This window comes from Alloalcanivorax marinus, assembly GCF_016906305.1.
Taxonomy (GTDB): Bacteria; Pseudomonadota; Gammaproteobacteria; order Pseudomonadales; family Alcanivoracaceae; genus Alloalcanivorax; species Alloalcanivorax marinus.
On sequence record NZ_JADDOL010000015.1, the window covers coordinates 46675 to 68849 of the forward strand.

Consider the following 22175-nt stretch of genomic DNA (forward strand, 5'->3'; position numbering starts at 1 on the left):
AGTTATGCGCAGGCAGAAGGGCGCCTTGATGGTGGTCACGCCGCTTTTGATGGTGTTGATCGTAATGCTGGGGGTGATGGCGCTGGATGGCGCCCGATTGATGTCGCTACAGAAGGAACTGCAGAGTCAGGCGAATGCCGCCGCCACGGCGGCGGCCGGTGGTGTGCAAGCTTGTGGTGGAGCGGGGCAGGCGGCGATGGTCAATGCGGCAACCGTTGCGGCCAAAGCGCAGGGCTTCGATGAAGCGGCCTCCAGCATGGCGGTGCGGACCGGGGTCGTGGAAGCAGATGGGGCGAAAGTCCTCTCCTTCAAGCCGGAAGATAATTATCTGCTTACGAACGGCGTGTCGGTGCATATCGAGAGGCAAGAGCCGATCAGCCGGCTTTTGCCCGAAAGCGTCTTCGGCACCGTCAACTTGACCGCGGATGCCGCGGCGCGCAAGGAGGTCTACGCGACCTTCTATACGGAATCTTTTACGGCTCAGTTATCCACCGCGGGTTCGCCGCTGCTAGAGCCCATCTTCCAGTATGTTCTTGGTGATAATCAGCTGAACTTGCGTGCGCTGTCTCTCGAACAGTTGGCGGCAACGGTGGGGGATCTCGAGGATATCGTTGGCTATATTGCGGAAGAGACCCATTTGGGGCTGGATGAGGTGCTCGGGTCGGAGGTGCCTGCCTATGTCGTCGTCGGTGCGCTCAAGGCGGTGGATGGGCTGGCCTACGATGCGGCGGGGTTACTGGATGACATTATCGCCACGCCCGGTATCGATACCAATGTGAAATTGCAGGATGTGGTGGGTGTGCTCGGTGAGAGTGCCGTGGACTCCGGTGCAAGGGTGCCGTTGCTGGAGGTGGTGTCGTCGCTGATCTTCAATCTTGCCCAACAGCCGCCTTTAAATGGCGTGATTGAGTTGAATCTTGATGGACTCACCGGTGCGCTGGGGTTGGATGAGAACATCAAGCTGGAACTGGCCCTGGAGATCGACAACACCCCGAAGCCGGTGGTGGCGCCGGCCCGTATGATGGAGGGTGAGGACGGTCTTGAGTGGATGGGTACGGTCACGGGGGCCGATATCCGGTTGCGATTGGATATCCTGTTGGATTTGGGAGGCGCGGCATTTACGCCATTGCGGCTACGCGTACCCATTGAGCTTTCCACGGGAGCCACTCGCGCCAAGCTGGTCGGCGCCCGTTGTGCGGCGGGAACTCAAAACGAGGTGGGCTTCGATTTTGAGGTGGAACGCAGTGCGCTGACCCTGAGTACCATGAAGGGCGACGGTTACAATGGTATTGAAGTATTGCTGCTCGGTGCCGAGGAACCACCGGATGATATTTGCTTTCCCGCGATTGCTGACTGGGCCTGCCCGGTGGAGAGGGAAGGAGTGAATTGGAATTATAAGTACAGCGGGTTGTTGGGGGAGGATTACGGGGACTGTTGTTACCCGCCGATTGAGGCCTGTGGTCGCGGTCTGCTGGATGTGCAGATCGATTCCTCGCCGGTTACCGGTCGGTCAGTGGTGAGCACGCCTTTGTATTTCGACGACTTGCCTCTGAATCAGTTTGACGCGCAGACCAAGGAAGTGCGTGGCGACACCGGTGACGTGCTGGCCAGCAGCGTTAATGGGCTACTGGAAGGCATCGAGGTTACTCACGCCAGCCTGGCTTGCTTGCCTTTGGGGGATGCCCTGAATTTCACGCTGGATGTTCTGCGTCCGGCCATCAACGGCGTGCTGGAACCCCTCTCGCAATACCTGATCGGGCCTTTGCTGCAAACGCTGGGCGTCGATCTGGCTACGGCTCAAGTGCATGTTATCGCCGCGGATCAGCCGGCCGTGGAGCTACTCGAATACTGCGGCCCGGACGGCTGTTGAGCCGACCGGGCCGCTTTCGGATCAGGCGCGGGCCGGGGTGACCCGGTAGCCTTTCAGCGTGCGCACGAAATCCTGCAGGGCGTGGATGCCGGAGGCTTCCGCGTCGCGGCACCATTGCGCCAGGGAGTCGAGCATTTCCGCCGAGCTGTGGCTGGTCTGGCTCCAGATTTCCTGCAGGCGCAGGCGATAATCGTAGATGGTGGCCAGGGTGGCGTTGTGTTCGGTGAGCGTGCTCAGCCGCTTGGTGTGGCGCACCTTGAAGAAGCGCTGGTCGCGGTGCAGCAGGGCGGCGGCGCGGTTGTAGAGGCCACGGGTGGCGTCGCAGGCGCGGGCCTTTTCCTGCTCGAACACGGGTTTGATCACTTCGCGGCGGTAGTGAGCCATCACCTGGAAGCGGTGCTGCACCAGGGCGCGCAGGGTGTCCAGGTCCACGGTGTGCTTGTCGCGGGCGACCACCGGCTTGGGCGCCACCTTTTTCACCTTGGCCAGCCGCAGCACCTCGAAGGTGCGGATCCAGGCCCAGCCCAGGTCGAACTCGAAGCGCCGCACGGAGAGCTTGGCGGAGTTCGGGTAGGTGTGGTGGTTGTTGTGCAGCTCCTCGCCGCCGATCAGGATGCCCCAGGGCAGCACGTTGCGGGAGGCGTCGCTGCATTCGAAGTTGCGGTAGCCCCAGTAGTGGCCGATGCCGTTGATGATGCCGGCGGCGGTGATCGGAATCCACATCATCTGCACGGCCCAGACGGTGATGCCGGCTACGCCGAACAGGGCCACATTGATCAGCCCCATGAGGGTGATGCCGAGCACGCTGTACTTCTGGTAGAGGTTGCGTTCGAGCCAGTCGTCCGGACAGCCGCCGCCGTATTTGTCCAGGGTTTCCTGGTTGACGGCTTCCGCCTGGTAGAGCTCGGCGCCTTCCCGCAGCACCTTGCGCAGGCCCAGGACCTGCGGGCTGTGCGGGTCTTCCTCGCCGTCGCAGCGAGCGTGGTGCTTGCGGTGGATAGCGGTCCAGGCGCGGGTGCCCATGCCGGTGGTCATCCACAGCCAGAACCGGAAGAAGTGCTTCAGGGCCGGATGCAGGTCCAGAGCGCGGTGGGCGGAATAGCGGTGCAGGTACACGGTCACGCTGACGATGGTTACGTGGGTCAGCGCCAGGGTGATCAGCACCAGGGTCCAGGGGCCGGGCGAGAGCAGGCCGCCGGAAAGGAAGTTAAGTACGTCGTTCATGGGGATGCGTATCGTTGTGGTGACTAGCGGGTCATCAGCAGATGACCCAGGGAGTGTACCCGAGCCTGCCAGCCCGGTGCCAGATAAACCGTACCGACCGGCTCGAAGATCAGGGCCGGGCCGTCGAGCTGCTGATCCGGCGCCAGATCCTCTCTACGGTAGACCGGCACCGGTGCCGACAGTTCCGGCAGGCGGGCGTGCCAGGCCGGCGCGCCGGCGCCGCCGGCCAGGGCCGCCGGGGCCGGGGAGCGGGCGGTCGCCTGGCAGCGCACGCGCACGTTGACGCGCCGCACCGGCAGGACGAGCCGGTGGCCATAGCGCTGCTCGTGGAGGGCATGGAAAGCAACCTCGCAGGCCGCCGGGTCGCCTTCCCAGGCCAGCGCCAGGGTGGAGGACTGGCCCTGGTAGCACAGATCCAGGCTCACGGTGGTCTCGATGTCCGTTTCGGCCACGCCTTCGGCGGCCAGTTCGGCGCGGCCGCGCCGGTCCAGGGCCCGGGCCAGGGCGTCCACGGTGTCCGCGCCGGCCTCCGCCGGCAGGGCCTGGATCAGCTCCCGTTTACGCGGCGCGTACACCAGCCCCTCGGCGGACAGCACCCCGGCGCGCACCGGCACCACTGCCCGCGCCATGCCCAGGTTCTCCGCCAGGGCGCAGACGTGCAGCCCGCCGGCGCCGCCGAAGCTGACCAGGGTGAAATCCGCCGGATCGAAGCCCTTCTGGATGGAAATCACCCGCAGGGCCTGGCTCATGTGCTCGTTGGCCAGGTCGATAATGCCCCGGGCCGCCGCGTCCGGGTCCAGCCCCAACGGCGCCGCCAGCCGCGCCACCGCCGCGCGGGCGGCGTTCACGTCCAGTTGCAGGCTGCCGCCCAGGGCGAATTCCGGTTGCAGCCGTCCCAGCACCAGATTGGCGTCGGTGACGGTGGGCGCCTGGCCGCCGCGCCCGTAGCAGGCCGGGCCCGGGTCGGCGCCGGCGGATTGCGGCCCCACGTGCAACAGGCCGGCGTCGTCCACCCGCGCCAGGGAGCCGCCGCCGGCGCCGATGGTGTGCATGTCCACCATCGGCACCGCCACCGGGTAGGGGCCGATGCGCCCGTCCCGGGTCAGGCGCACGTCGCCGTCCAGCAGCGCCACGTCGGTGGAGGTGCCGCCCATGTCGAAGGTCATCAGATGGTCCCGGCCCAGGTCCCGGGCCAGCCGCCGCGCGGCGTTGAGGCCGCCGGCGGGGCCGGAGAGCAGCAGATTCACGGCGCGGTCGGCGGCCTGGTCGGCGGCCACGGTGCCGCCGTGGGACTGCATGATGGCCAGGGGCGCCGGTCGGGTGTGCTCGGACAGCCGGTTCAGATAATGCCGCAGGCGGGGCGCCAGCCAGGCGTTCAGCCAGGTGGCCAGGCCGCGCTCGTACTCGCCCCGGGTGGGCAGCACCTGGCTGGACAAGCTGACGGGAAAGCCGGCGGCCTCCAGGGCCCGGCCCAGGCGGGTTTCGTGCTCGTCGTTGAGGTAGGAGAACAGCAGGCTGACCGCCACGGATTCGGGTTTGTGGGCGCTCACTCGCGCCACAAGGTCCTGAATATGGGCTTCCTCCAGCGGCGTCACGGTCTCGCCGCCGGCGCCCAGGCGGGCGTCCACGCCCTCCGTCGGGGTGTCGTGGAGGGCGGTGCGGGGTGCCGCCGGCGTCAGGTTGTACAGCTCCGGGCGGTTCTGACGGCCGATCAGGGGCACGTCCTCCAGGCCCCGGTTGGTGACCAGCACGGTGCGCGCGCCCTTGCCTTCCAGGGCCGCGTTGGTGGCCACGGTGGTGCCGTGCACGATGATCAGCTCGCCGGTGGCCAGGGCGGCCTCCAGGCCCAGCTCCCGGATGCCCCGCAGGATCGCGTCCTCCGGCGCGGACGGCGTGGACAGCACCTTGTGAATGCGTGGCTCGCCCTCCCCCAGCAGCACGAAATCCGTGAAGGTGCCGCCGGTGTCCACGCCCAACCAGTACGCCATGGTGTCTCCGTGTTCCGTGTCCACTACAATGCGCACTCATACTAATGTGCCCGGCGGGTGCATGCACTCGCCCGCGACCCCGGATGCCTTGCCCGACCATGCCTGAACTGCCCGAAGTGGAAACCACCCGGCGCGGCATCGAGCCCTATGTGGCCGGCCGCGTGCTGACCGCCGTCACCGTTCGTGAACCGCGCCTGCGCTGGCCGGTGGACGCCCGGGTGGGCGACCTGCGTGACCGCCCGATCCGTGCCCTGCGACGCCGCGCCAAGTACCTTTTGATGGATCTGGGCGATCTGGAACTGGGCATCCATCTGGGCATGTCCGGCACCCTGCGGGTGGTCGAAGGGGACACGCCCCTGCGCAAACACGACCATGTGGATCTGCACCTGGATTCCGGCCGGCTGCTGCGGTTCAACGACCCGCGCCGGTTCGGCGCGGTGCTCTATCTGGGCGAAGGGCTGAGTCACCCGCTGCTGGCCAATCTGGGCCCGGAACCCCTGGAGGACGCCTTCGACGGCGACTGGCTGTACGCCCGCAGCCGGGGCCGCAAGGTGTCGGTGAAGAGCTTTATCATGGACAACGCCACGGTGGTCGGGGTGGGCAACATCTACGCCCAGGAAAGCCTGTTCCTGGCCGGTATCCATCCGTCCCGCCCGGCCGGTCGCATCAGCCTGGCCCGCTACCAGCGCCTGGCCCTGTCGATTCGCGCGGTGCTGGCCAAGGCCATCGAGGCCGGCGGCACCACCCTGCGGGACTTCACCCGCGCCGACGGTCAGCCGGGCTACTTCGCCCAGCAACTGCGGGTTTACGGCCGGGCCGGGCAGCCCTGCCCGCAGTGCGGCGCCCCGTTGCGCGGCGGCCGCCACGGCCAGCGCAGCACCGTGTTCTGCGCCGCCTGCCAGCGCTAGGGCGTCGTATTGCCGCTCTCATGACAAAGCTGTAGATTGTGAAGTGCATGTCGGAAGAAAAATGTCTTAGAAACGACAATAGGTTGGGAACGAAAACAACCGTATTACATTAACAAGCCTCCGGTGGACGCCATTGGCGTGCCGGGGCCCATCGGCGATGCCCATCGACGATGCAGAGCAAGAGGGGAACCACCATGAAGCGAGCTTTGCGCCTGGTCGCCGCCACCGCCCTCGCCTCGACGTTGTCGCTCGGCGGGCCGGCTCAGGCCCGTGAGATGGAGATGGACGGCGCCCGCCCGTCGGCGCTGGCCATGTTCGGCGATGCCTTGATCGTACGCCCGGTGATGACCGTGGCCACCGTGGGCGCCGCCGCCGTCTGGCTGGTGACGCTGCCGTTCAGCGCGATCGGCGGTAATACCGGCGAGGCCGCCGAGACCCTGGTGAAGGACCCCGCCGCCACCGCCTTCGTGCGCTGCCTGGGCTGTACCCCACGGCAACACGAACGTCTGCGCGCCGAGAAACGGGTGGCGCAAGCCAACGACGAGTAATCCGACCGCGCCTTCAGCCGCGATCCACCCGGATCAAAAAAGCCCCGCCTTGCTTCCGCAAGGCGGGGCTTTTTCATGGTGGTGGAACCAGGGCGGGCCGGGCCCGCCGTTCCGGTCAGTGGGTCACCGCCCCGTGTTCGCCGTCGTCGTGGCCTTCGTCGCGGCCCAGCAGCATGTACATGGCCGGCACCACGAACAGGGTGAACAGGGTACCGATGGTCATGCCGGCGGCCACCACCAGGCCGATGGCGAAGCGGGCGCCGCCGCCGGGGCCACTGGCGATCAGCAGCGGTACCATGGCCAGCACCAGCGCCGCGGTGGTCATCAGCACCGGCCGCAGCCGCACGGCGGCGGCGTGTTCGATGGCGCGGCGCTTGCTCATGCCCTCGTCCTGCATCTTGTTGGCGAACTCCACGATCAGGATCCCGTGTTTCGATATCACGCCGATCAGGGTCACCAGGCCCACCTGGGTGTAGATGTTCAGGGTGGTCAGGCCCAGGCTCACGAAGATCATGGCCCCGCACACCGACATGGGCACGGTGATCAGCATGATGATCGGGTCACGCCAGGACTCGAACTGGGCGGCCAGCACCAGATAGATCACGATCAGCGCGAAGAAGAAGGTAATGATCAGGTCGCTGCCTTCTTTCTTGAACTGACGGGACTGGCCGGAATAATCCACCGAGTAGCCCGGCGGCAGGGTTTCCGCCGCGGCCCGTTCCAGCGTGCCGAGCGCCTCGCCCAGGGTGACGCCGGGCCGTTGTACCCCGGAGATGGTCACCGCGTTCAGCTGTTGGAAGCGCTTCAGCTGCTGGGGCTGCACGGTTTCCTCCAGGCTGATCACCGTGGCCAGCGGCACCAGGTCACCGGCGCCGGTGCGCACGTAATACTGCTTGAGCTGCTCCGGCGTCAGCCGGCCGCTGCGCTCCACCTGGGGAATCACCTTGTAGGAGCGGTTCTCCAGGGAGAAGCGGTTGGCGTAGCCGCCGGCCAGCATGGCGCCCATTTCCTGGGCCAGCTGCTGCATGGTGATGCCCAGGCTGGCGGCCTTCTCCCGGTCGATGACGATGTTGTAGCGCGGCTTGTCGATCTTCAGGTCCGAGTCCATGAAGATGAACTTGTTGCTGGCCCGGGCCTTGGCCAGCACCTCGTTGGCGAACTCCTGCAGGTTCTCGGTGGGCTCGGTGGTGCCGATCACGAACTCCACCGGCAGCATGCCGCCGGCGGTGGGCAGGGAGGGCGGCACGAACGAGGCCACCTGCAGGCCGGCGATGCTGTTGATCTTCTCGGACAGCTCGGTGTTGGCTTCCGCGGTGGTCTGGTCGCGCTCGTTCCAGCTTTTCAGCACGAAGCCGGCCAGCGCCGTGTTGGACGCGGCGGTGCCGGCACCGCCGCCGATGCCGTTGAGCAGAAACACATTGCCCACCGAGGGCATGCTGTCGGCAATCTGATTGAACTCCCGGGTAAAGGGCTCCAGATAATCCAGCGTCACGTAGGGGTCGGCGGTGGACGAGGTCAGCACGAAGCCCTGGTCCTCCGCCGGCTCCAGCTCACTGGGCGAAGTGACGAACAGGAAGTAGCAGGACACCAGGATCACCAGGCCGAACACATAGATCACCGGCCGGTCGTTGAGGGCGCCGTGCAGGCGCCGCTCGTAGCCTCTCTCCAGCTTCTCGAAGTTGCGGTTCAGCCACCGTTCGAAGCGGTGGCCTTCCCGGTTCGGGTCGTGGGGCTTGAGGATCTTGGCGGCCATCATCGGCGACAGGGTCAGCGCCACGATGCCGGAGAGCAGCACGGCGCCGGCCAGGGAGAAGGCGAACTCCACGAACAGGGTACCGGTGAGCCCGCCCATGAAACCGATGGGCAGGTACACCGCCACCAGCGTGGTGGTCATCGCCACCACCGGCCAGGCCAGTTCCCGGGCCCCCTTGATGGCGGCGTCGAACGGTGACAGGCCCTCCTCCACGTGCCGGTGCACGTTCTCCAGCACGATGATGGCGTCGTCCACCACGATGCCGATGGCGAGCACCATGGCCAGCAGAGTCAGCAGGTTGATGGAAAAGCCCATCAACAGCATCAGGAACAGGGCGCCCACCATGGACAGTGGCACCGCGATGGCCGGGATCAACACCGAGCGCAGAGAGCCCAGGAACAGGTAGATCACCAGGATCACGATCAGCACCGCTTCCACCAGGGTCTTCACCACCTCGTCGATGGAGTCCTGGATGTACTCGGTGCCGTCGTAGGGAATGTCGCCGCTCATGCCTTCCGGCAGCTGCGGGAAGATCTGGTTCTCCAGGACCTTGCGCACTTCCGCGATCACGTCCAGGGCGTTGGCGTCGGTGGCCACTTCCACGCCGATAAAGGTGGCCTGCTTGCCGTTGAAGGTCACCGACGACTGATAGGACTCCGAGCCCAGCTCCACGTCCGCCACGTCGCCGAGGCGGACGATGGCGTTGCCTTCGGAACGGATGATCAGACGCTCGAACTGCTCCGCGGAGTTCAGATCGGTGCCGGCCTTCAGGTCCAGGGCCACGTTGGTGCCCTTGGTGCTGCCCACCGCGGCCAGCACGTTCTGCTGTTGCAGGGCGCCGTACACGTCCGAGGGCGTCACGCCCAGGGCGGCCATGCGCTCCGCCTTGAGCCAGGCGCGCATGGCGAAGGTGCGGTCGCCGAGCACGCGGGCGCGCTGCACGCCGGGAATGGTGGCCAGCTTGGGCTGCACCTCGCGGACGATGTAATCGGTGATCTGGTTGTTGTCGAGAATCTCCGAGGAGAACGACAGGTACATGGAGGCGATGTCCTCGCCCACCGCCAGTTCGATGGTCGGGTCCTCGGACTCCTGCGGCAGCTCGCTGCGCATCTTGTTGACCTTGGCCACGATCTGCGTGAGCGCCTCGTTGGGGTCGGCGCCCAGGCGGATGTAGGCCTGGATCGAGGACGCGCCCTGCAGCGAGGTGGAGACCAGATAATCGATGCCCTCGGCGGAGGCGATTTCCTGTTCCAGGGGCGTGGTGATAAAGCCCTGGATCAGGTCCGCGTCGGCGCCGGTGTAGACCGTGGTCACGGTGACCACGGCGTTTTCCATTTCCGGATACTGGCGCACGTTCAGCTCCGTGGCGGCGCGCAGGCCGAGCAGGAAGATGAACAGGCTGACCACGCTGGCCAGCACCGGTTTATTGATGAAAATATCCGTGAATTTCATGGGTGGCCTCAGCTGTTACCCGGCGTCGGCGTCGGGTCCGCGGACGGCTGCACATCGTTTTCGATGGTCACCTTGGCGTCGTTGCGCAGTTTCAGCAGCCCGCTGGTGGCCACCACCTCGCCGGGCTTGAGCCCGTCCACCACGGCCACCAGGTCGCCGCGCTGGCGGCCCAGTTTCACGAAGCGTTTCTTGACGATCTTCTGCGGTTCGCCGTCGCTCTCGCCGGTGGCTTGCTCGCCGTTGTTGCCGGTGTCGGCGTCCTGCAGCACGAACACGGCGTTGCCGTAGGGCGCGTAGCTGATCGCGGTGCGCGGCACCACCACCACCTCTTCCGCCTGGGGCAGCTGAATGTCCACTTTGGCGAACATGCCCGGGCGCAGCTTGCGGTCCGCGTTCTCGAAACGGGCCTGAATGTTCACGTTGCGGGTGGCCGCGTCCACGCCCGGCTCGATGGCGCTGATTTCGCCCTCGAAGGTCTGGTCCGGGAAGGCATCCAGCCGTACCCGCACCTTGAGCCCCTGCTCCACCTTGCTGAGCTCCTGCTCCGGCAGGGAGAAGTCCACGAAGATCGGCTCAAGCTGGGTCAGGCTCACCACCGGGGTGCCGGGCTGCAGATACTGGCCCAGGTCCACCTGGCGAATGCCCAGACGGCCGTCGAAGGGCGCGCGCACGGTTTTGTAGTTGAGCTGTTCCTGCTGGGCCTGGGCCTGGGCCATGGACTGGTCGCGCTGGGCGCGGCGGTTGTCCAGCTCGGACTTGGAAATGCTGCCCTGTTTGAACAGACGCTCGTAGCGGTCGAATTCCTGTCGGGACAGCCGGGCGGTGGCCTGCAGCGCATTCAGCTGGGCACGGTCGGCGGCGGATTCCAGGGTCACCAGCACATCGCCTTTCTTGACCGTGTCACCGGACTCGAACTCGATCTTCTGCACCTCGCCGGCCACCTGGCTGGTCACGTCCACGCCGTTCACCGCGTTGACCGTGCCCACCGCTTCCAGCATCAGCGCCCAACTGTCCGGGCGTGCTTCATAGGTGGAGACGGCGGCGGCGGGCTGCGGCATGTTGTCGAAGAACTCGTTCATCTTCATGCCGACGAAAGCCTTGAAGCCGAAGATCAACCCGAACACGACGGCCAGGATGATCAGCATGATCACCATGCGCTTGCTGATAATGCGCTTACTCATTGGTCTGGACCCCTGATGAAAGGCGGTGTTTTTAATGGTTGTGCCTGTAAGGGTGCTGCTTGCGGGCCTGCCGGTGGGGGGACGTCGTTCCCTGGAGGTCGGTGTTATTCCCTTACAACGTAAAATCTGACCGCGAGCATACGACAGCGTGGCGGGATATTAAACCAGCCGTTCGAACAGACGTTCCAGAACGGTATCCAGATGGCGCAGGCCCAGCGCCGTGCACGCGGCCTGATCAACGTTCTCGACCAGCAACCCTTGCGCCCGGAATGGCGCCAGCGCGTCCTGAATGGTCGCCGCCGTCTCGCCGCTGCGGGCCGCCAGGGCGTCGACGCTCACACCGTCGAGCAACCGCAAACCGTTGAGCAGCGCCTCCTGAAGCGGCGCTTCGATGTCCGTTTCGTGACGGCGGGCCGTCGCCGGGTCGGCCAGGTAGTGGGCCGGCAGACGGGTTTTCTGATAGCGCAGCCGGCGGTCCGGCAGGGTCAGTTTGCCGTGGGCGCCGGCGCCGATGCCCAGATAATCCCCGAAGCGCCAATAATTCAGATTATGACGGCACGCCCTGCCGGGCCGGGCGAACGCCGATACTTCATAGCGCCGGAACCCGGCCTCGGCGAGCAGGGCGAAACCGGCCTCCTCGGTATCGGCCCGGTCATCGCCGTCGGGCTGCGTCGGCGGCGCCCGGTAAAAGGCGGTGTTGGGTTCGATGGTGAGCTCGTACCAGCTCAGATGGGTCGGTTCCAATGCCAGCGCGGCGCGCAGGTCGTCCAGGGCCTGGCCGGTGGTCTGGCCGGGCAGGGCATGCATCAGGTCCAGATTGAAATTGTCGAAGCCGGCGGCCCGCGCCTCCCGCACCGCCGCCCGGGCCTCGTCGGGACCGTGAATGCGCCCCAGTGCTTGCAGATGGGCCGGCTGAAAGCTCTGTACGCCGATGGACAGGCGGTTGATGCCGGCCTCGCGGAAGCCGGCGAAGCGGCCCGCCTCCAGGGTGCCGGGGTTGGCTTCCAGGGTGATTTCCGCGTCGTCGGCCAGGGGCAGGCGCTCACGCAGGCCGGCGAACAGGTCCCGGTAAAAGCGCGCGCTCATCAGGCTGGGCGTGCCGCCGCCGATAAACACCGTTTCCACCGGCCGGCCCGCTAATTGGAACCGGGCCAGGTCCTGGTCCAGGTCCGCCAGCAGCGCGTTCAGATACGCCGGCTCCGGCGGGTCCCCCTCGTGGGAATTGAAGTCGCAATAGGGACACTTGCGCACGCACCAGGGCACATGGATATAGAGGCTGAGTGGTGGTGCTGCGGCCATGGTGTTTCCGGGCTGAGTGCGGTGGTCGGCGCCGGTAGGAGCGATCGTTCGACCACGAAACGCGATCGCGGTCGAACGACCGCTCCTACGGGGTGGGTAGAAAAGCGTTCAGCCGGGCGATCAGTTCCGCCATGGCCCGGCCGCGATGGCTGATGCGATTTTTCTCCGCCGGGTCCAGCTCGGCGGCGGTCTTGCCCAGGTCCGGCAGCAGGAAGTAGGGGTCATAGCCGAAGCCGTGTTCGCCCCGGGGTTCCAGCACGATCTCGCCCTCCCAGCTGCCCTGGCAGATCAGCGGCGTGGGGTCCTCGGCGTGCCGCATCAGCACCAGCACCGCCTGGTAGCGGGCGGTGCGCGGGGCCTCCGGCAGGTCACCCAGCATCTCCACCAGCAAGGCGTTGTTCTTGGCGTCGCTGGCGTCGGCGCCGGAGAAGCGGGCGGAATAAATGCCCGGGGCGCCGTTGAGGGCGTCCACTTCCAGCCCGGAGTCGTCGGCGATGGCCGGCAGGCCGGTGACGCGGGCGGCGTTGCGCGCCTTGAGGATGGCGTTCTCCACGAAGGTGAGGCCGGTTTCCTCGGCCTCGGGCACGTCGAAATCGCTCTGCGGTACCACGTCATGGTCCAGCGGCGCGAGCAGGGCGCGCATCTCTTCGAGTTTCTTGCGGTTGCCGGAAGCCAGCACCAGGGTCGCCATGGTTCTCTCTCCGCGATCAGCGGGTGACACGGTAGACGGCGATCTCGCCGAACAGATTGGGCCAGGCCCGGGTCAGCGCGCCGCTGCGGTGGTGCCGGTTGACCACGGTGCGCTCGATGATACGAATATCGTTGCGCTGACAATGAACCTGGAAATCCTTCACCGTGCACAGGTGAATGTTGGGGGTGTCGTACCATTCGTAGGGCAGCGCCGAGGACACCGGCATGCGGCCCTTGAAGCCCAGATAGGCGCGCACCCGCCAATGGCCGAAATTGGGGAAGGTGATGATCGCCTCGCGGCCGACGCGCAGCATCTCATCGAGAATCGCGTCCGGGCGCAGCACCGCCTGCAGGGCCTGGGTCATGATCACGTAGTCGAAGCGCTCGCTCTGGAAATTACCCAGCCCTTTGTCCAGATCCTGCTCGATCACATTGACGCCTTTCTCGAAGCAGGCGGCGATATTGTCCTGGTCGATCTCCAGACCATAGCCGTTGACGTCGCGCTCCTCGCGCAAGGAGGCCAGCAGGGACCCGTCGCCGCAGCCCAGGTCGAGCACCGTGGCGCCGCGCGGAATCCAGTCGCTGATCAGGCGCAGGTCGTCCCGGCGGGCCGCCGCGCCGCGGGCATTGGCGTCAAGCAGAGCTTCAGGCATGGGCGCTCACCTCGTCCGCCACCCGGCCCAGATAGGCGCCGAACAGCTTGGTGTATTCCGGAATCGGCAGCAGGAAGGCGTCGTGGCCCTTGGGCGTGTCGATCTCCGCGTAGCTCACGTCGCGGCCGGCCTGCACCAGGGCGTTGACGATCTCGCGGCTGCGCTCCGGCGCGAACCGCCAGTCGGAGTTGAACGACATCACCAGGAACTTGCAGCGGGTCTGTTCCATGGCCTTTTCCAGGGAATGCTCGTAGTCCCGGGCCGGGTCGAAGTAGTCCAGCGCCTTGGTCATCAACAGATAGGTGTTGGCGTCGAAGTTGCGCGAGAAGGTCTCGCCCTGATGACGCAGATAGGATTCCACCTGGAACTCCACGTCGAAGCCGAAGTGGAAACGCCCGGAGCGCAGATCCCGCCCGAACTTCATGCGCATGGCATCGTCGCTCAGGTAGGTGATGTGGCCGACCATGCGCGCCAGGATCAGACCCTGGCGCGGGTAGGTGTCGTGCAGATAGTAGCGCCCGCCGTGAAAGTTCGGATCGGTGAGGATCGACTGCCTCGCCACTTCGTTGAAGGCGATGTTCTGCGCGGACAATTTGGGCGCGCCGGCGATCACCACGGAATGACGCAGGCGGTCCGGGAAGTCGATGGCCCACTGCATGGCCTGCATGCCGCCCAGGCTGCCGCCCACCACCGCCGCCCACTGGTGGACGCCCAGGGCGTCCGCCAGGCGGGTCTGGCTTTTCACCCAGTCCTTCACCGTCATCATCGGGAAATCCGGGCCCCACAGCTCGCCGGTCTCCGGATTGCGGGACAGCGGGCCGCTGGAGCCGTGGCAGCCGCCCAGATTGTTCGGGCACACCACGAAGAAGCGGTCGGTGTCGATGGGCTTGCCCGGGCCGATGCAGCTGTCCCACCAGCCGGGCCGCTTGTCGTCGGCGCCGTGATAGCCGGCGGCGTGGTGATGGCCGGACAGGGCGTGGCAGATCAGGATGGCGTTGGACGCCTCCGCGTTGAGGGTGCCGTAGGTTTCGTACACCAGATCGTAGGCGGGCAGTACGCGGCCGCATTCCAGCTCCAGCGGCTGGTCCACATGCAGGGTCTGGGGTTCGACCAGGCCCACGGAGTCCGGGGGAATCGATTCGGGCATTTCGGCTAACCATCCAAAGGTGGGCAAAGTCTATCGGCCACCCCCCGACCGTGCAACGCGGACGGCTTGTTCGGCGTGGTGCGTCTTTTGCAGTTTTTTAGGCGCCGTTGCCGTGCCGGCGCCCCGGAAAGGTCTAGCATGGGGCCTCATGCACGCAACAGGAGTACGTCATGAACACCCAAGCCTTGAACGGTAAGCGGGTGGCGATTCTCGCCACCGACGGTTTCGAGGAATCCGAATTGTCCGTGCCCAAGGCCTCCCTGGCCGGTCACGGTGTCGATGTGGACGTGGTGGCGCCGGAAGGGAAAGCCGACGGCATCCGCGCCTGGGCGGAAACCGACTGGGGCGACACCTACGAGGTGTCACGCACCCTGGATCAGGCCAAGGCCGCCGATTACCACGCCCTGGTGCTGCCCGGCGGCCTGTTCAATCCGGACGCCCTGCGGCTCGACGAGGACGCGCTCAAGTTCGTGCGCGCCTTCTTCGAAAGCGGCAAGCCGGTGGCGGCCATCTGCCACGCGCCCTGGATACTGATCAACGCCGGCGTGGTGGAAGGCCGCAAGATGACCTCCGTGCCGTCCGTGTCCCAGGACCTGAAAAACGCCGGCGCGCACTGGGAAGACAGCGAGGTGGTGGTGGACAACGGTCTGGTCACCAGCCGCACCCCCAAGGATCTGGACGCCTTCTGCAAGCGTCTGGAAGAAGAACTGGCCGAAGGCCGCCATTCCGGTCAGCACAGCTGAACCGGCCCGCCGGACCGGGGCCCTGCCCCGGCCCGCGCCCGGCCACTCAGAAGAACGGGCTGAAGGAGCGCTGGTCGTCCCGCCGCTCGGCCCGCACGCTGGTATCCAGGACGCGGTGAACGCGTTCGCGCTCCGGTTCCGAGTCCACGTCCACCATCAGCAGGTAGAAGCCACGGCGAATGTCCTTCAGATAGGGTTTCAGATGCCGGTTGTTCTGGGAGATGCCCCACATGCCGCCGGTCCAGGCGCCGTGGGCGCCGAAGAACAGCACGCACAGCACCACGCCGAGGAAGCCGATCTGCACGCCCCACGGATCGATGCCACTGAGCGCCCAACCCACCAGCAGGCCCAGCCCGCCGCCGACCAGCGCGCCATAGAAGCCATTGGTCATCAGATTGGTGTCTTCCCAGGGCGTGGTGGCGTGGACGCCCTCGGCCCGCAGCTGGCCGTTGTCGCGGGTCACCACATGGGTGCGGTTGTCGCCGATGCCGGCGCGTTTGAGACCATTCAGAGCAACCTTCACCTGATCCAGGCTGCGTACGAGGTAATACACTCTGTACATGGTGATATCCTCCTTGAGAGCCTCTGACCTCCTGGTTCCACGATGGTCCGGGGGGCGAAGGGGAACAAGGGGTTTTTCAAGGTTTTAAGAGGGAAGGATTCAAGGGGAAACGATGAGCAACCCGACGACCCGGGTGAGGGCCGGCGAGGACCACGCGCCTCTGTCCCGGCTGTATGCCCTGGTGGCCAACGATGAGGACGCGCGCACCTGTACCGACATCAGCGAGGAGGCCTGCCGGGAAGTGCCCGGCAACTTCTTCAAAATTATTCTGGCCAACCTGCTTTCCAAGATCGGCGACTTGCTGATCAATCCCAAAACGGTACTGGCCTGGCTGATCGGCGCGGTGGGCGCGCCCGCCGCCCTGGCCGGCGCCCTGGTGCCGATCCGCGAGTCCGGCTCGCTGATTCCGCAGCTGCTGATCGGCGCCTGGGTGCGCCGCCACCCGGTACGCAAGGGGTTCTGGGCCCTGGGGGCGGTGCTGCAGGGGCTGTGCGTGCTGGGCATGGCGCTGGCGGTCTGGCACTGGCGGGGCCTGGCCGCCGGGCTGGCGATTGTCGGCCTGCTGGTGATCTTCAGTCTGGGCCGGGGCTTCTGCTCGGTGGCCATGAAGGACGTGCAGGGCAAGTGCATTCCCAAGTCCCGCCGTGGCCGCCTGACCGGCCTGGCCTCCACCCTGTCCGGGCTGGCGACCCTGGCGGTGGGGGTGCTGCTGTTCGGCCGCGACCAGGAGCCGGGCCTGCTGTTCTATTCCGTGCTGCTGGCGGCGGCGGGGCTGGCCTGGTGGCTGGCGGCGGCGGTATTCGCCAGCGTCGACGAGTTCAAGGGCGAGACCGCCGGGGGCGGCCACGCCCTGCGGGAGGCCCTGGCCAGCCTCAATCTGCTGGTTACCGACGCGCCTTTCCGCGACTTCGTCATCACCCGGGCCCTGCTCATGGCCTCCGCCCTGGGCTCGCCGTTTCTGGTGGTGCTGGCCCAGAAACAGGGCCAGGGGGCGGCGCTGCTGGGCGGCTTTCTGGTGGCGTCCAGTCTGGCCAGCACCCTCAGCGCCAGTGTCTGGGGCTACATGGCCGACGCCTCCAGCCGCCAGGTGATGATGCGCGGCGGCGGCCTGGCGGCCCTGGTCTGTCTGGGGGTGGCGGCGGTGGCGCTGCTGGCGCCGGAGGCCGGGTGGCTGGCGGCGTTTTATCCGGTGGCTTTCTTCGTGCTGTCGGTGGCCCACTCCGGGGTGCGCATCGGCCGCAAGACCTACCTGGTGGACATGGCCGGCGGCACCAAGCGCACCGACTACACGGCGGTCAGCAACACGGTGATCGGCGTGCTGCTGCTGGTGGTGGGCGGCATCAGCACCGGCGTTTCGGTGGTCGGCGCCCAATGGGCGCTGGTGTTCCTGGGCCTCATGGGTGCCCTCGGCACCTTCTGGTCCTGGCGGCTGAAAGAGGTGTGATCTAGAAAATCGGCCAGAACCACACCGCCGCGGCCAGGGCGGCGATCATCGCCGCCAGCCCCAATACCGCCAGCACCCCGTCGTGGGCGGCCAGCGCCAGGGCGTACAGCAGAATGATCAGCGCCGGGATGGCGGCCGCGAACGGCACCAGTTCCAGGGGAATCATGGCCATCGCCAGCAGCAGACAGGCCAGCGCCCCCACCCGGTTGAAGGGCCACCGCGTCAGCCAGGCCAGCCGGGGTTTGAGCAGGCGGTCCAGGCGTTCGGTCCAGGGCCGGGCCTTGTCGACCATGGCGCGGAAGCGATCACGGTCGAAATCCACCCGCCGCAGCCGGGCCGGCAACCAGGGGACGCGACGGCCGACCACCAGCTGGCCGGCCACCAATACGATCAGAAGTGCGCACAGGGTGGGCACGCCGGGAAGGGCGCCGGTGGGCAGCACCACGATCAGCGCCGGCACCAGCAACAACGGCCCGAAACCGCGCCCCTGCATGGTGTCCACCAGCGTCACCAGCGATAACCGGCGGGTGTCCGGCCGGTCGGCCAGTTCCTGAAGAATGTCGGTAAGGCCCAGGGCCGGTTCGGAATCGCGCACGGGATCCTCCTTGATGCGCCGCCGCTGAGGCGATCCAGGGTGACGCAATCGCCCCCGCGACGGCCAGCGGCGGAACAGAGGATTTACCTTTTATAACGTTCTTGTGTAAATTCCAGCGCTCTTAATAAAAAACCATGTTGGAGGGATCCCAATGAAAAAATCACTTTTGCTTGCCACCACCGCCGCCCTGGCCTTCTCGCCGCTGGCGGTTCAGGCCGATACGGGTTTTCTGGTCGGGGCGTCCGTCGCCCGGGATCAGAGCAACGCGGACGACTTTTTCGAGGACGCGGTGAACAACGTGGCTGACGCCGACTCCGCGGACGCGGAAATGGGCGGGGATGTGTACGTGGGCCTGGCGGCCAACGAGATCTTCACCTTCCGGTTCGGTTACCGGAAATTCGGCGACGCGGAAGCCGATGTGCTGGGTGGCATCGGTAAGTTCGAGGTGGAGACCGACGGTTTCTACGTGGCCGCCGACGCCATGTTCCCCCTGACCCCGTCGTTCTACGTGGGCGGTACCCTGGGGATCCAGGACGCGGACATCACCTTCCGGGTGCGAGGGCCGGGCGGCTCCGACAGCATGGACGACGACGCCCGGGACTTTTTCTACGGCCTGCGGGCGGCCTGGCTGCTGAGCGAACAGGCCGGGGTGACCGCCTCCTACAGCCGTTACGCCTTCGAGGCGGACGATGTCAGCGAGGACCTGGAATACGACAGCCTGGCCGTGGGCCTGGAATACCGCTTCTAAAGCGTTCTAGGGGACCTTCTCGAAGAGCAGGTCCCAAACGCCGTGGCCCAGACCGGCGCCACGGCGTTCGAATTTGGTCTCCGGCCGCCACGCCGGCCGTTCCGCGAACCGCCCGGCCCCGGCCCGGTTTTCAAAACCGGACGCCCCGGCCATCACTTCCATCATGTGCTCGGCGTAGTTTTCCCAGTCCGTGGCCATGTGCAGCACCCCGCCGGGGCGCAGCTTGCGGCCCACCAGCGCCACCCAGTCCGGTTGCACGATGCGCCGTTTGTGGTGCTTCTTCTTGTGCCAGGGATCGGGAAAGTACAGCTGCACCCGCTCCAGGCTGCCGTCGGGAATGCACAGCTTGAGAATATCCACCGCGTCGTCGCAGTAGCTGCGCACATTGCCCAGCCCGCGCTGTTCGATCTCGATCAGCAGCGCGCCCACGCCGGGGCGGTGCACCTCGATGCCGATAAAATCCTTGTCCGGCTCCGCCTCGGCCATGGCCGCCAGGGAGGCGCCCATGCCGTAGCCGATCTCCAGCACCCGGGGCGCGTCCCGCCCGAACACCGCCACCGGGTCCAGCGGACCCTGGTCCCGCTCCAGGCCGAAACGCGGCCACAGGGTGTCCAGGGCGCGGCGCTGGCCGGCGGTGAGGCGGCCCTCGCGCAGCACGAAGCTGCGCACCCGGCGCATCACCTTGCCGGTTTCCGGGTCCTTGTCCTGGTGCAGAAAATCGAGCATGTCGTGCGAATCCTTGGTTCGAGGCTCAGGACACCAGGCCTTCGGAAGGCGAGGACGGGTTGGCGAAGGCGCGCTTGGGCATGCGCCCGGCCAGCAGGCCCTCGCGGCCGGCTTCGATGGCTTTTTTCATGGCGCTGGCCATCAGCACCGGGTTGCGGGCATGGGCGATGGCGGAGTTCATCAGGATGCCGTCGCAGCCCAGCTCCATGGCCAGGGTGGCGTCGCTGGGCGTGCCCACGCCGGCGTCGACGATGATCGGCACCTTGGCTTCTTCCATGATCAGCAGAAGGTTGTGCGGGTTGAGTACGCCGAGGCCGGAGCCGATCAGCGAGCCCAGCGGCATCACCGACACGCAGCCCATGTCTTCCAGCTCGCGGGCCACGATCGGGTCGTCGTTGGTGTAGACCATCACGTCGAAGCCGTCGTCCACCAGCTGTTGGGCAGCGCGCACGGTGTGGGCGATGTTCGGGTACAGGGTTTTCTGGTCGCCCAGCACTTCCAGTTTCACCAGCTTGTGGCCGTCCAGCAGTTCCCGGGCCAGCTTGCAGGTGCGCACCGCGTCCTCGGCGTTAAAGCAGCCGGCGGTATTGGGCAGGATGGTGTACTTGTCCGGGGTGACGAAGTCGAGCAGATTGGGCTCGCCGGGCTCCTGGCCCAGGTTGGTGCGGCGCACCGCCACGGTGACGATCTCCGCGCCGCTGGCCTCCACGGCCTGGCGGGTTTCCTCGAAGTCCTTGTATTTGCCGGTGCCGATCAGCAGCCGGGACTGGTAGGTTTTGCCTGCGATGTGAAGCGGGTCGGACATGGTGGTTTCCAGCGTTGGGTCGGTGATTCGGTGGTGTTCATTGTGGCGGGCGCGCGCCCGGTGTTCCCGGCGTTGTGGTTGTCCATTCTATCAGGCCGTGCCCGCCATCCCTGGCGCGGCGCCGTGCCAATCCGAGCGCCCGGCCCGGACTTCCTGTCCGGTCGTTCGCACGCTGCGAAGCGGTGCTTCGGTCGTGCTCACCCACCCCCGATGGCGTGCACGATTTCCACCACGTCGCCGTCGTAGAGGCGGTGCTGGCCGTGTTCGCTCTTGGGCACGATGTCCCGGTTCACCTCCACCGCCAGCCTGCGGCCCTGCAGCTGCAGTTGGGCCACCAGATCCGCGACGGTGGTGCCTTCCAGGGTCATGGGGTCGCCGTTGACGGTCAGGGAAGTCATGGTCGTGCTCGCTATCCGTGGGTGAAGGTCAGCGTGGGTGCGTGTCAGCCGTGGGCGCGCCACAGGGACCAGGCCAGCCACAGCCAGCCCACGATCAGGGCGGTGCCGCCCAGCGGTGTGATCGCGCCGAGCCATTTCTGGCCGCTCAGCACCAGCGCGTAAAGGCTGCCGCTGAACACCAGGGTGCCGGCGAACAGAATCCAGCCGGCGGTCACCGCGCCGGCGCCGGCCTGGCGCGCCAGCAGGCCCACCAGCAGCAGTGCCAGCGCGTGATAGAAATGATACTGGCTGGCGGTGCTCCAGACGTCGAGCATGGCCGCGTCGACGCGGTTTTTCAGCCCGTGGGCGCCGAACGCCCCGAGCGTGACCGCCAGGGCGCCATTCAGGGCACCCAGCACAAGCAGGTATTTCATGGTCACCGGTGTGTTGGTCCGTGGAGACCCGATTGTACTGGAAATCGGTCCACGACGGGCGCCCTTCAACCCCGGGTTCGCGGATAAAAAAAGCCCCGGCAGGGGGGCGCCAGGGCAAGGGGTAGTCGGCTTCGCGGTATCGCCTCAGGCGGCGATGGCGTTGCGAAGTTTCTTCAGCGCGTTGTTTTCAAGCTGGCGGATCCGCTCGGCGGAGACGCCATATTCATCGGCCAGTTCCTGCAGGGTGGCCTTCTGGTCGGCCAGCCAGCGACGCTCGAGAATGTCGCGGCTGCGTTCGTCCAGGGTCATGATCGCGGAACCCAGCTGGCGGGAGCTGCGTTCCTGGTAATCTTCCTCGGCGACCAGATCCGCCGGGTCGCTGTTGTCGCTGTGCAGGTAGGCCGCCGGCGACGGAATGGCGTTGTCCTCGTCGTCGTTGGTGGGGCCGTCGAAGCTGGCATCGAAGGCGCCGAGGCGGCCTTCCATTTCCTTCACCTGGGCCGGGGTCACGCCCAGATCGTCGGCCACCCGCTGCGCTTCCTCGGTGGTCAGACGGCCGAGGCGCTTTTTCTGGCCGCGCAGGTTGAAGAACAGCTTGCGCTGGGCCTTGGTGGTGGCGACTTTGACGATGCGCCAGTTCTTGATCACGTATTCGTGAATCTCGGCCTTGATCCAGTGCACCGCGAAGCTCACCAGGCGCACGCCTTTGTTCGGATCAAACCGTTTCACCGCCTTCATCAGGCCCACGTTGCCTTCCTGGATCAGGTCCCCCAGGGGCAGGCCGTAGCCGGTGTAACTGCGGGCGATGTGCACCACGAAGCGGAGGTGGGCCAGCACCATGTTACGGGCGGCGTCCAGGTCCTCTTCAAAATACAACCGCTCGGCCAGCTGACGTTCCTCGTCGACGCTGAGCACCGGCACCGAGTTGACCGCGCGGATGTAGGCATCCAGGTCGTCGCCCGGAACCGCCAGCGGCAACGCCTGGACCTGTTGCAGTTGTTGGGTGGTCATTTCCCTTCTCCCTGTTT

At 66.4% G+C, this 22175-nt stretch carries 21 protein-coding genes; 6 read left to right on the top strand and 15 right to left on the bottom strand.

What is annotated here, in order from left to right:
- Nucleotides 1-4: 4 nt before the first annotated feature.
- A complete protein-coding gene (locus IM760_RS13070) occupies nucleotides 5-1870 on the top strand; it encodes a Tad domain-containing protein (protein WP_204430017.1) in 1866 nt (621 codons plus the stop codon).
- Nucleotides 1871-1891: 21 nt separating this feature from the next.
- On the opposite strand, the gene IM760_RS13075 is transcribed toward IM760_RS13070, so the two are convergent.
- A complete protein-coding gene (locus IM760_RS13075) occupies nucleotides 1892-3094 on the bottom strand; it encodes a DesA family fatty acid desaturase (protein WP_204430019.1) in 1203 nt (400 codons plus the stop codon).
- Between the two features lie 23 nt (nucleotides 3095-3117).
- Nucleotides 3118-5082 carry a hydantoinase/oxoprolinase family protein gene (locus IM760_RS13080; RefSeq protein ID WP_204430021.1) on the bottom strand — a complete coding sequence of 655 codons (1965 nt, stop codon included), beginning with the start codon at nucleotides 5080-5082 and terminating at the stop codon, nucleotides 3118-3120.
- 98 nt (nucleotides 5083-5180) lie between these two features.
- On the opposite strand from IM760_RS13080, the gene mutM reads away from it, so the two are divergent.
- Both mutM and IM760_RS13090 read left to right on the top strand, forming a co-directional pair.
- Complete coding sequence (gene mutM / locus IM760_RS13085; protein WP_204430023.1) at nucleotides 5181-5990, top strand: bifunctional DNA-formamidopyrimidine glycosylase/DNA-(apurinic or apyrimidinic site) lyase; 810 nt, start codon at nucleotides 5181-5183, stop codon at nucleotides 5988-5990.
- A gap of 194 nt (nucleotides 5991-6184) precedes the next feature.
- Nucleotides 6185-6538: a hypothetical protein gene (locus IM760_RS13090; RefSeq protein ID WP_204430025.1), complete on the top strand. Its 354-nt coding sequence runs from the start codon at nucleotides 6185-6187 to the stop codon at nucleotides 6536-6538.
- Nucleotides 6539-6653: 115 nt separating this feature from the next.
- Here IM760_RS13090 and IM760_RS13095 read toward each other — a convergent pair whose 3' ends face one another.
- The 6 genes from IM760_RS13095 to metX form a co-directional block, all read right to left on the bottom strand.
- The gene (locus tag IM760_RS13095) at nucleotides 6654-9743 is read right to left on the bottom strand and encodes an efflux RND transporter permease subunit (RefSeq protein ID WP_204430027.1); all 3090 of its coding nucleotides are present in this window, start codon (nucleotides 9741-9743) and stop codon (nucleotides 6654-6656) included.
- 8 nt (nucleotides 9744-9751) lie between these two features.
- Nucleotides 9752-10924 (bottom strand): efflux RND transporter periplasmic adaptor subunit, encoded by a 1173-nt coding sequence (locus IM760_RS13100; protein ID WP_239549821.1) that lies wholly within the window; start codon nucleotides 10922-10924, stop codon nucleotides 9752-9754.
- A gap of 159 nt (nucleotides 10925-11083) precedes the next feature.
- Nucleotides 11084-12223 carry a radical SAM family heme chaperone HemW gene (gene hemW, locus IM760_RS13105; RefSeq protein WP_204430030.1) on the bottom strand — a complete coding sequence of 380 codons (1140 nt, stop codon included), beginning with the start codon at nucleotides 12221-12223 and terminating at the stop codon, nucleotides 11084-11086.
- 85 nt (nucleotides 12224-12308) lie between these two features.
- A complete protein-coding gene (gene rdgB / locus IM760_RS13110; RefSeq protein WP_204430037.1) occupies nucleotides 12309-12914 on the bottom strand; it encodes an RdgB/HAM1 family non-canonical purine NTP pyrophosphatase in 606 nt (201 codons plus the stop codon).
- A 16-nt stretch (nucleotides 12915-12930) separates the two neighbouring features.
- Complete coding sequence (gene metW / locus IM760_RS13115) at nucleotides 12931-13566, bottom strand: methionine biosynthesis protein MetW (RefSeq protein WP_204430039.1); 636 nt, start codon at nucleotides 13564-13566, stop codon at nucleotides 12931-12933.
- Nucleotides 13559-14713, bottom strand: coding sequence for a homoserine O-succinyltransferase MetX (gene metX / locus IM760_RS13120; RefSeq protein WP_204430042.1), 1155 nt, complete (start codon nucleotides 14711-14713; stop codon nucleotides 13559-13561). Before metX ends, metW begins: the two co-directional genes overlap by 8 nt.
- A 170-nt stretch (nucleotides 14714-14883) precedes the next feature.
- Here metX and IM760_RS13125 point away from each other — a divergent pair, with 170 nt between their 5' ends.
- Nucleotides 14884-15456 carry a type 1 glutamine amidotransferase domain-containing protein gene (locus IM760_RS13125; protein ID WP_204430044.1) on the top strand — a complete coding sequence of 191 codons (573 nt, stop codon included), beginning with the start codon at nucleotides 14884-14886 and terminating at the stop codon, nucleotides 15454-15456.
- Between the two features lie 46 nt (nucleotides 15457-15502).
- Here IM760_RS13125 and IM760_RS13130 read toward each other — a convergent pair whose 3' ends face one another.
- Entirely contained in the window at nucleotides 15503-16018 is a 516-nt protein-coding gene (locus tag IM760_RS13130) for a hypothetical protein (RefSeq protein ID WP_204430046.1), read from the bottom strand.
- A gap of 112 nt (nucleotides 16019-16130) precedes the next feature.
- Here IM760_RS13130 and IM760_RS13135 point away from each other — a divergent pair, with 112 nt between their 5' ends.
- Nucleotides 16131-17462: an MFS transporter gene (locus tag IM760_RS13135; RefSeq protein WP_204430048.1), complete on the top strand. Its 1332-nt coding sequence runs from the start codon at nucleotides 16131-16133 to the stop codon at nucleotides 17460-17462.
- A 1-nt stretch (nucleotide 17463) separates the two neighbouring features.
- Here the strand turns inward: IM760_RS13135 and IM760_RS13140 are convergent, their stop codons facing one another.
- Nucleotides 17464-18057, bottom strand: coding sequence for an exopolysaccharide biosynthesis protein (locus IM760_RS13140; protein WP_338021400.1), 594 nt, complete (start codon nucleotides 18055-18057; stop codon nucleotides 17464-17466).
- 151 nt (nucleotides 18058-18208) lie between these two features.
- Here IM760_RS13140 and IM760_RS13145 point away from each other — a divergent pair, with 151 nt between their 5' ends.
- Nucleotides 18209-18805, top strand: coding sequence for an outer membrane beta-barrel protein (locus IM760_RS13145; RefSeq protein ID WP_204430050.1), 597 nt, complete (start codon nucleotides 18209-18211; stop codon nucleotides 18803-18805).
- Nucleotides 18806-18811: 6 nt separating this feature from the next.
- On the opposite strand, the gene trmB is transcribed toward IM760_RS13145, so the two are convergent.
- The 5 genes from trmB to rpoH all read right to left on the bottom strand — a co-directional run bounded on the left by trmB (nucleotide 18812) and on the right by rpoH (nucleotide 22158).
- Nucleotides 18812-19531 carry a tRNA (guanosine(46)-N7)-methyltransferase TrmB gene (trmB, locus tag IM760_RS13150; RefSeq protein WP_204430053.1) on the bottom strand — a complete coding sequence of 240 codons (720 nt, stop codon included), beginning with the start codon at nucleotides 19529-19531 and terminating at the stop codon, nucleotides 18812-18814.
- Between the two features lie 25 nt (nucleotides 19532-19556).
- On the bottom strand, nucleotides 19557-20336 hold the full coding sequence (locus tag IM760_RS13155) for a thiazole synthase (protein WP_204430062.1): 780 nt from the start codon (nucleotides 20334-20336) through the stop codon (nucleotides 19557-19559).
- Between the two features lie 197 nt (nucleotides 20337-20533).
- Entirely contained in the window at nucleotides 20534-20734 is a 201-nt protein-coding gene (gene thiS, locus IM760_RS13160) for a sulfur carrier protein ThiS (protein WP_204430065.1), read from the bottom strand.
- A 44-nt stretch (nucleotides 20735-20778) separates the two neighbouring features.
- Nucleotides 20779-21147 (bottom strand): DUF423 domain-containing protein, encoded by a 369-nt coding sequence (locus IM760_RS13165; protein WP_204430067.1) that lies wholly within the window; start codon nucleotides 21145-21147, stop codon nucleotides 20779-20781.
- Between the two features lie 144 nt (nucleotides 21148-21291).
- On the bottom strand, nucleotides 21292-22158 hold the full coding sequence (gene rpoH / locus IM760_RS13170) for an RNA polymerase sigma factor RpoH (protein ID WP_204430069.1): 867 nt from the start codon (nucleotides 22156-22158) through the stop codon (nucleotides 21292-21294).
- Nucleotides 22159-22175 lie beyond the last annotated feature (17 nt).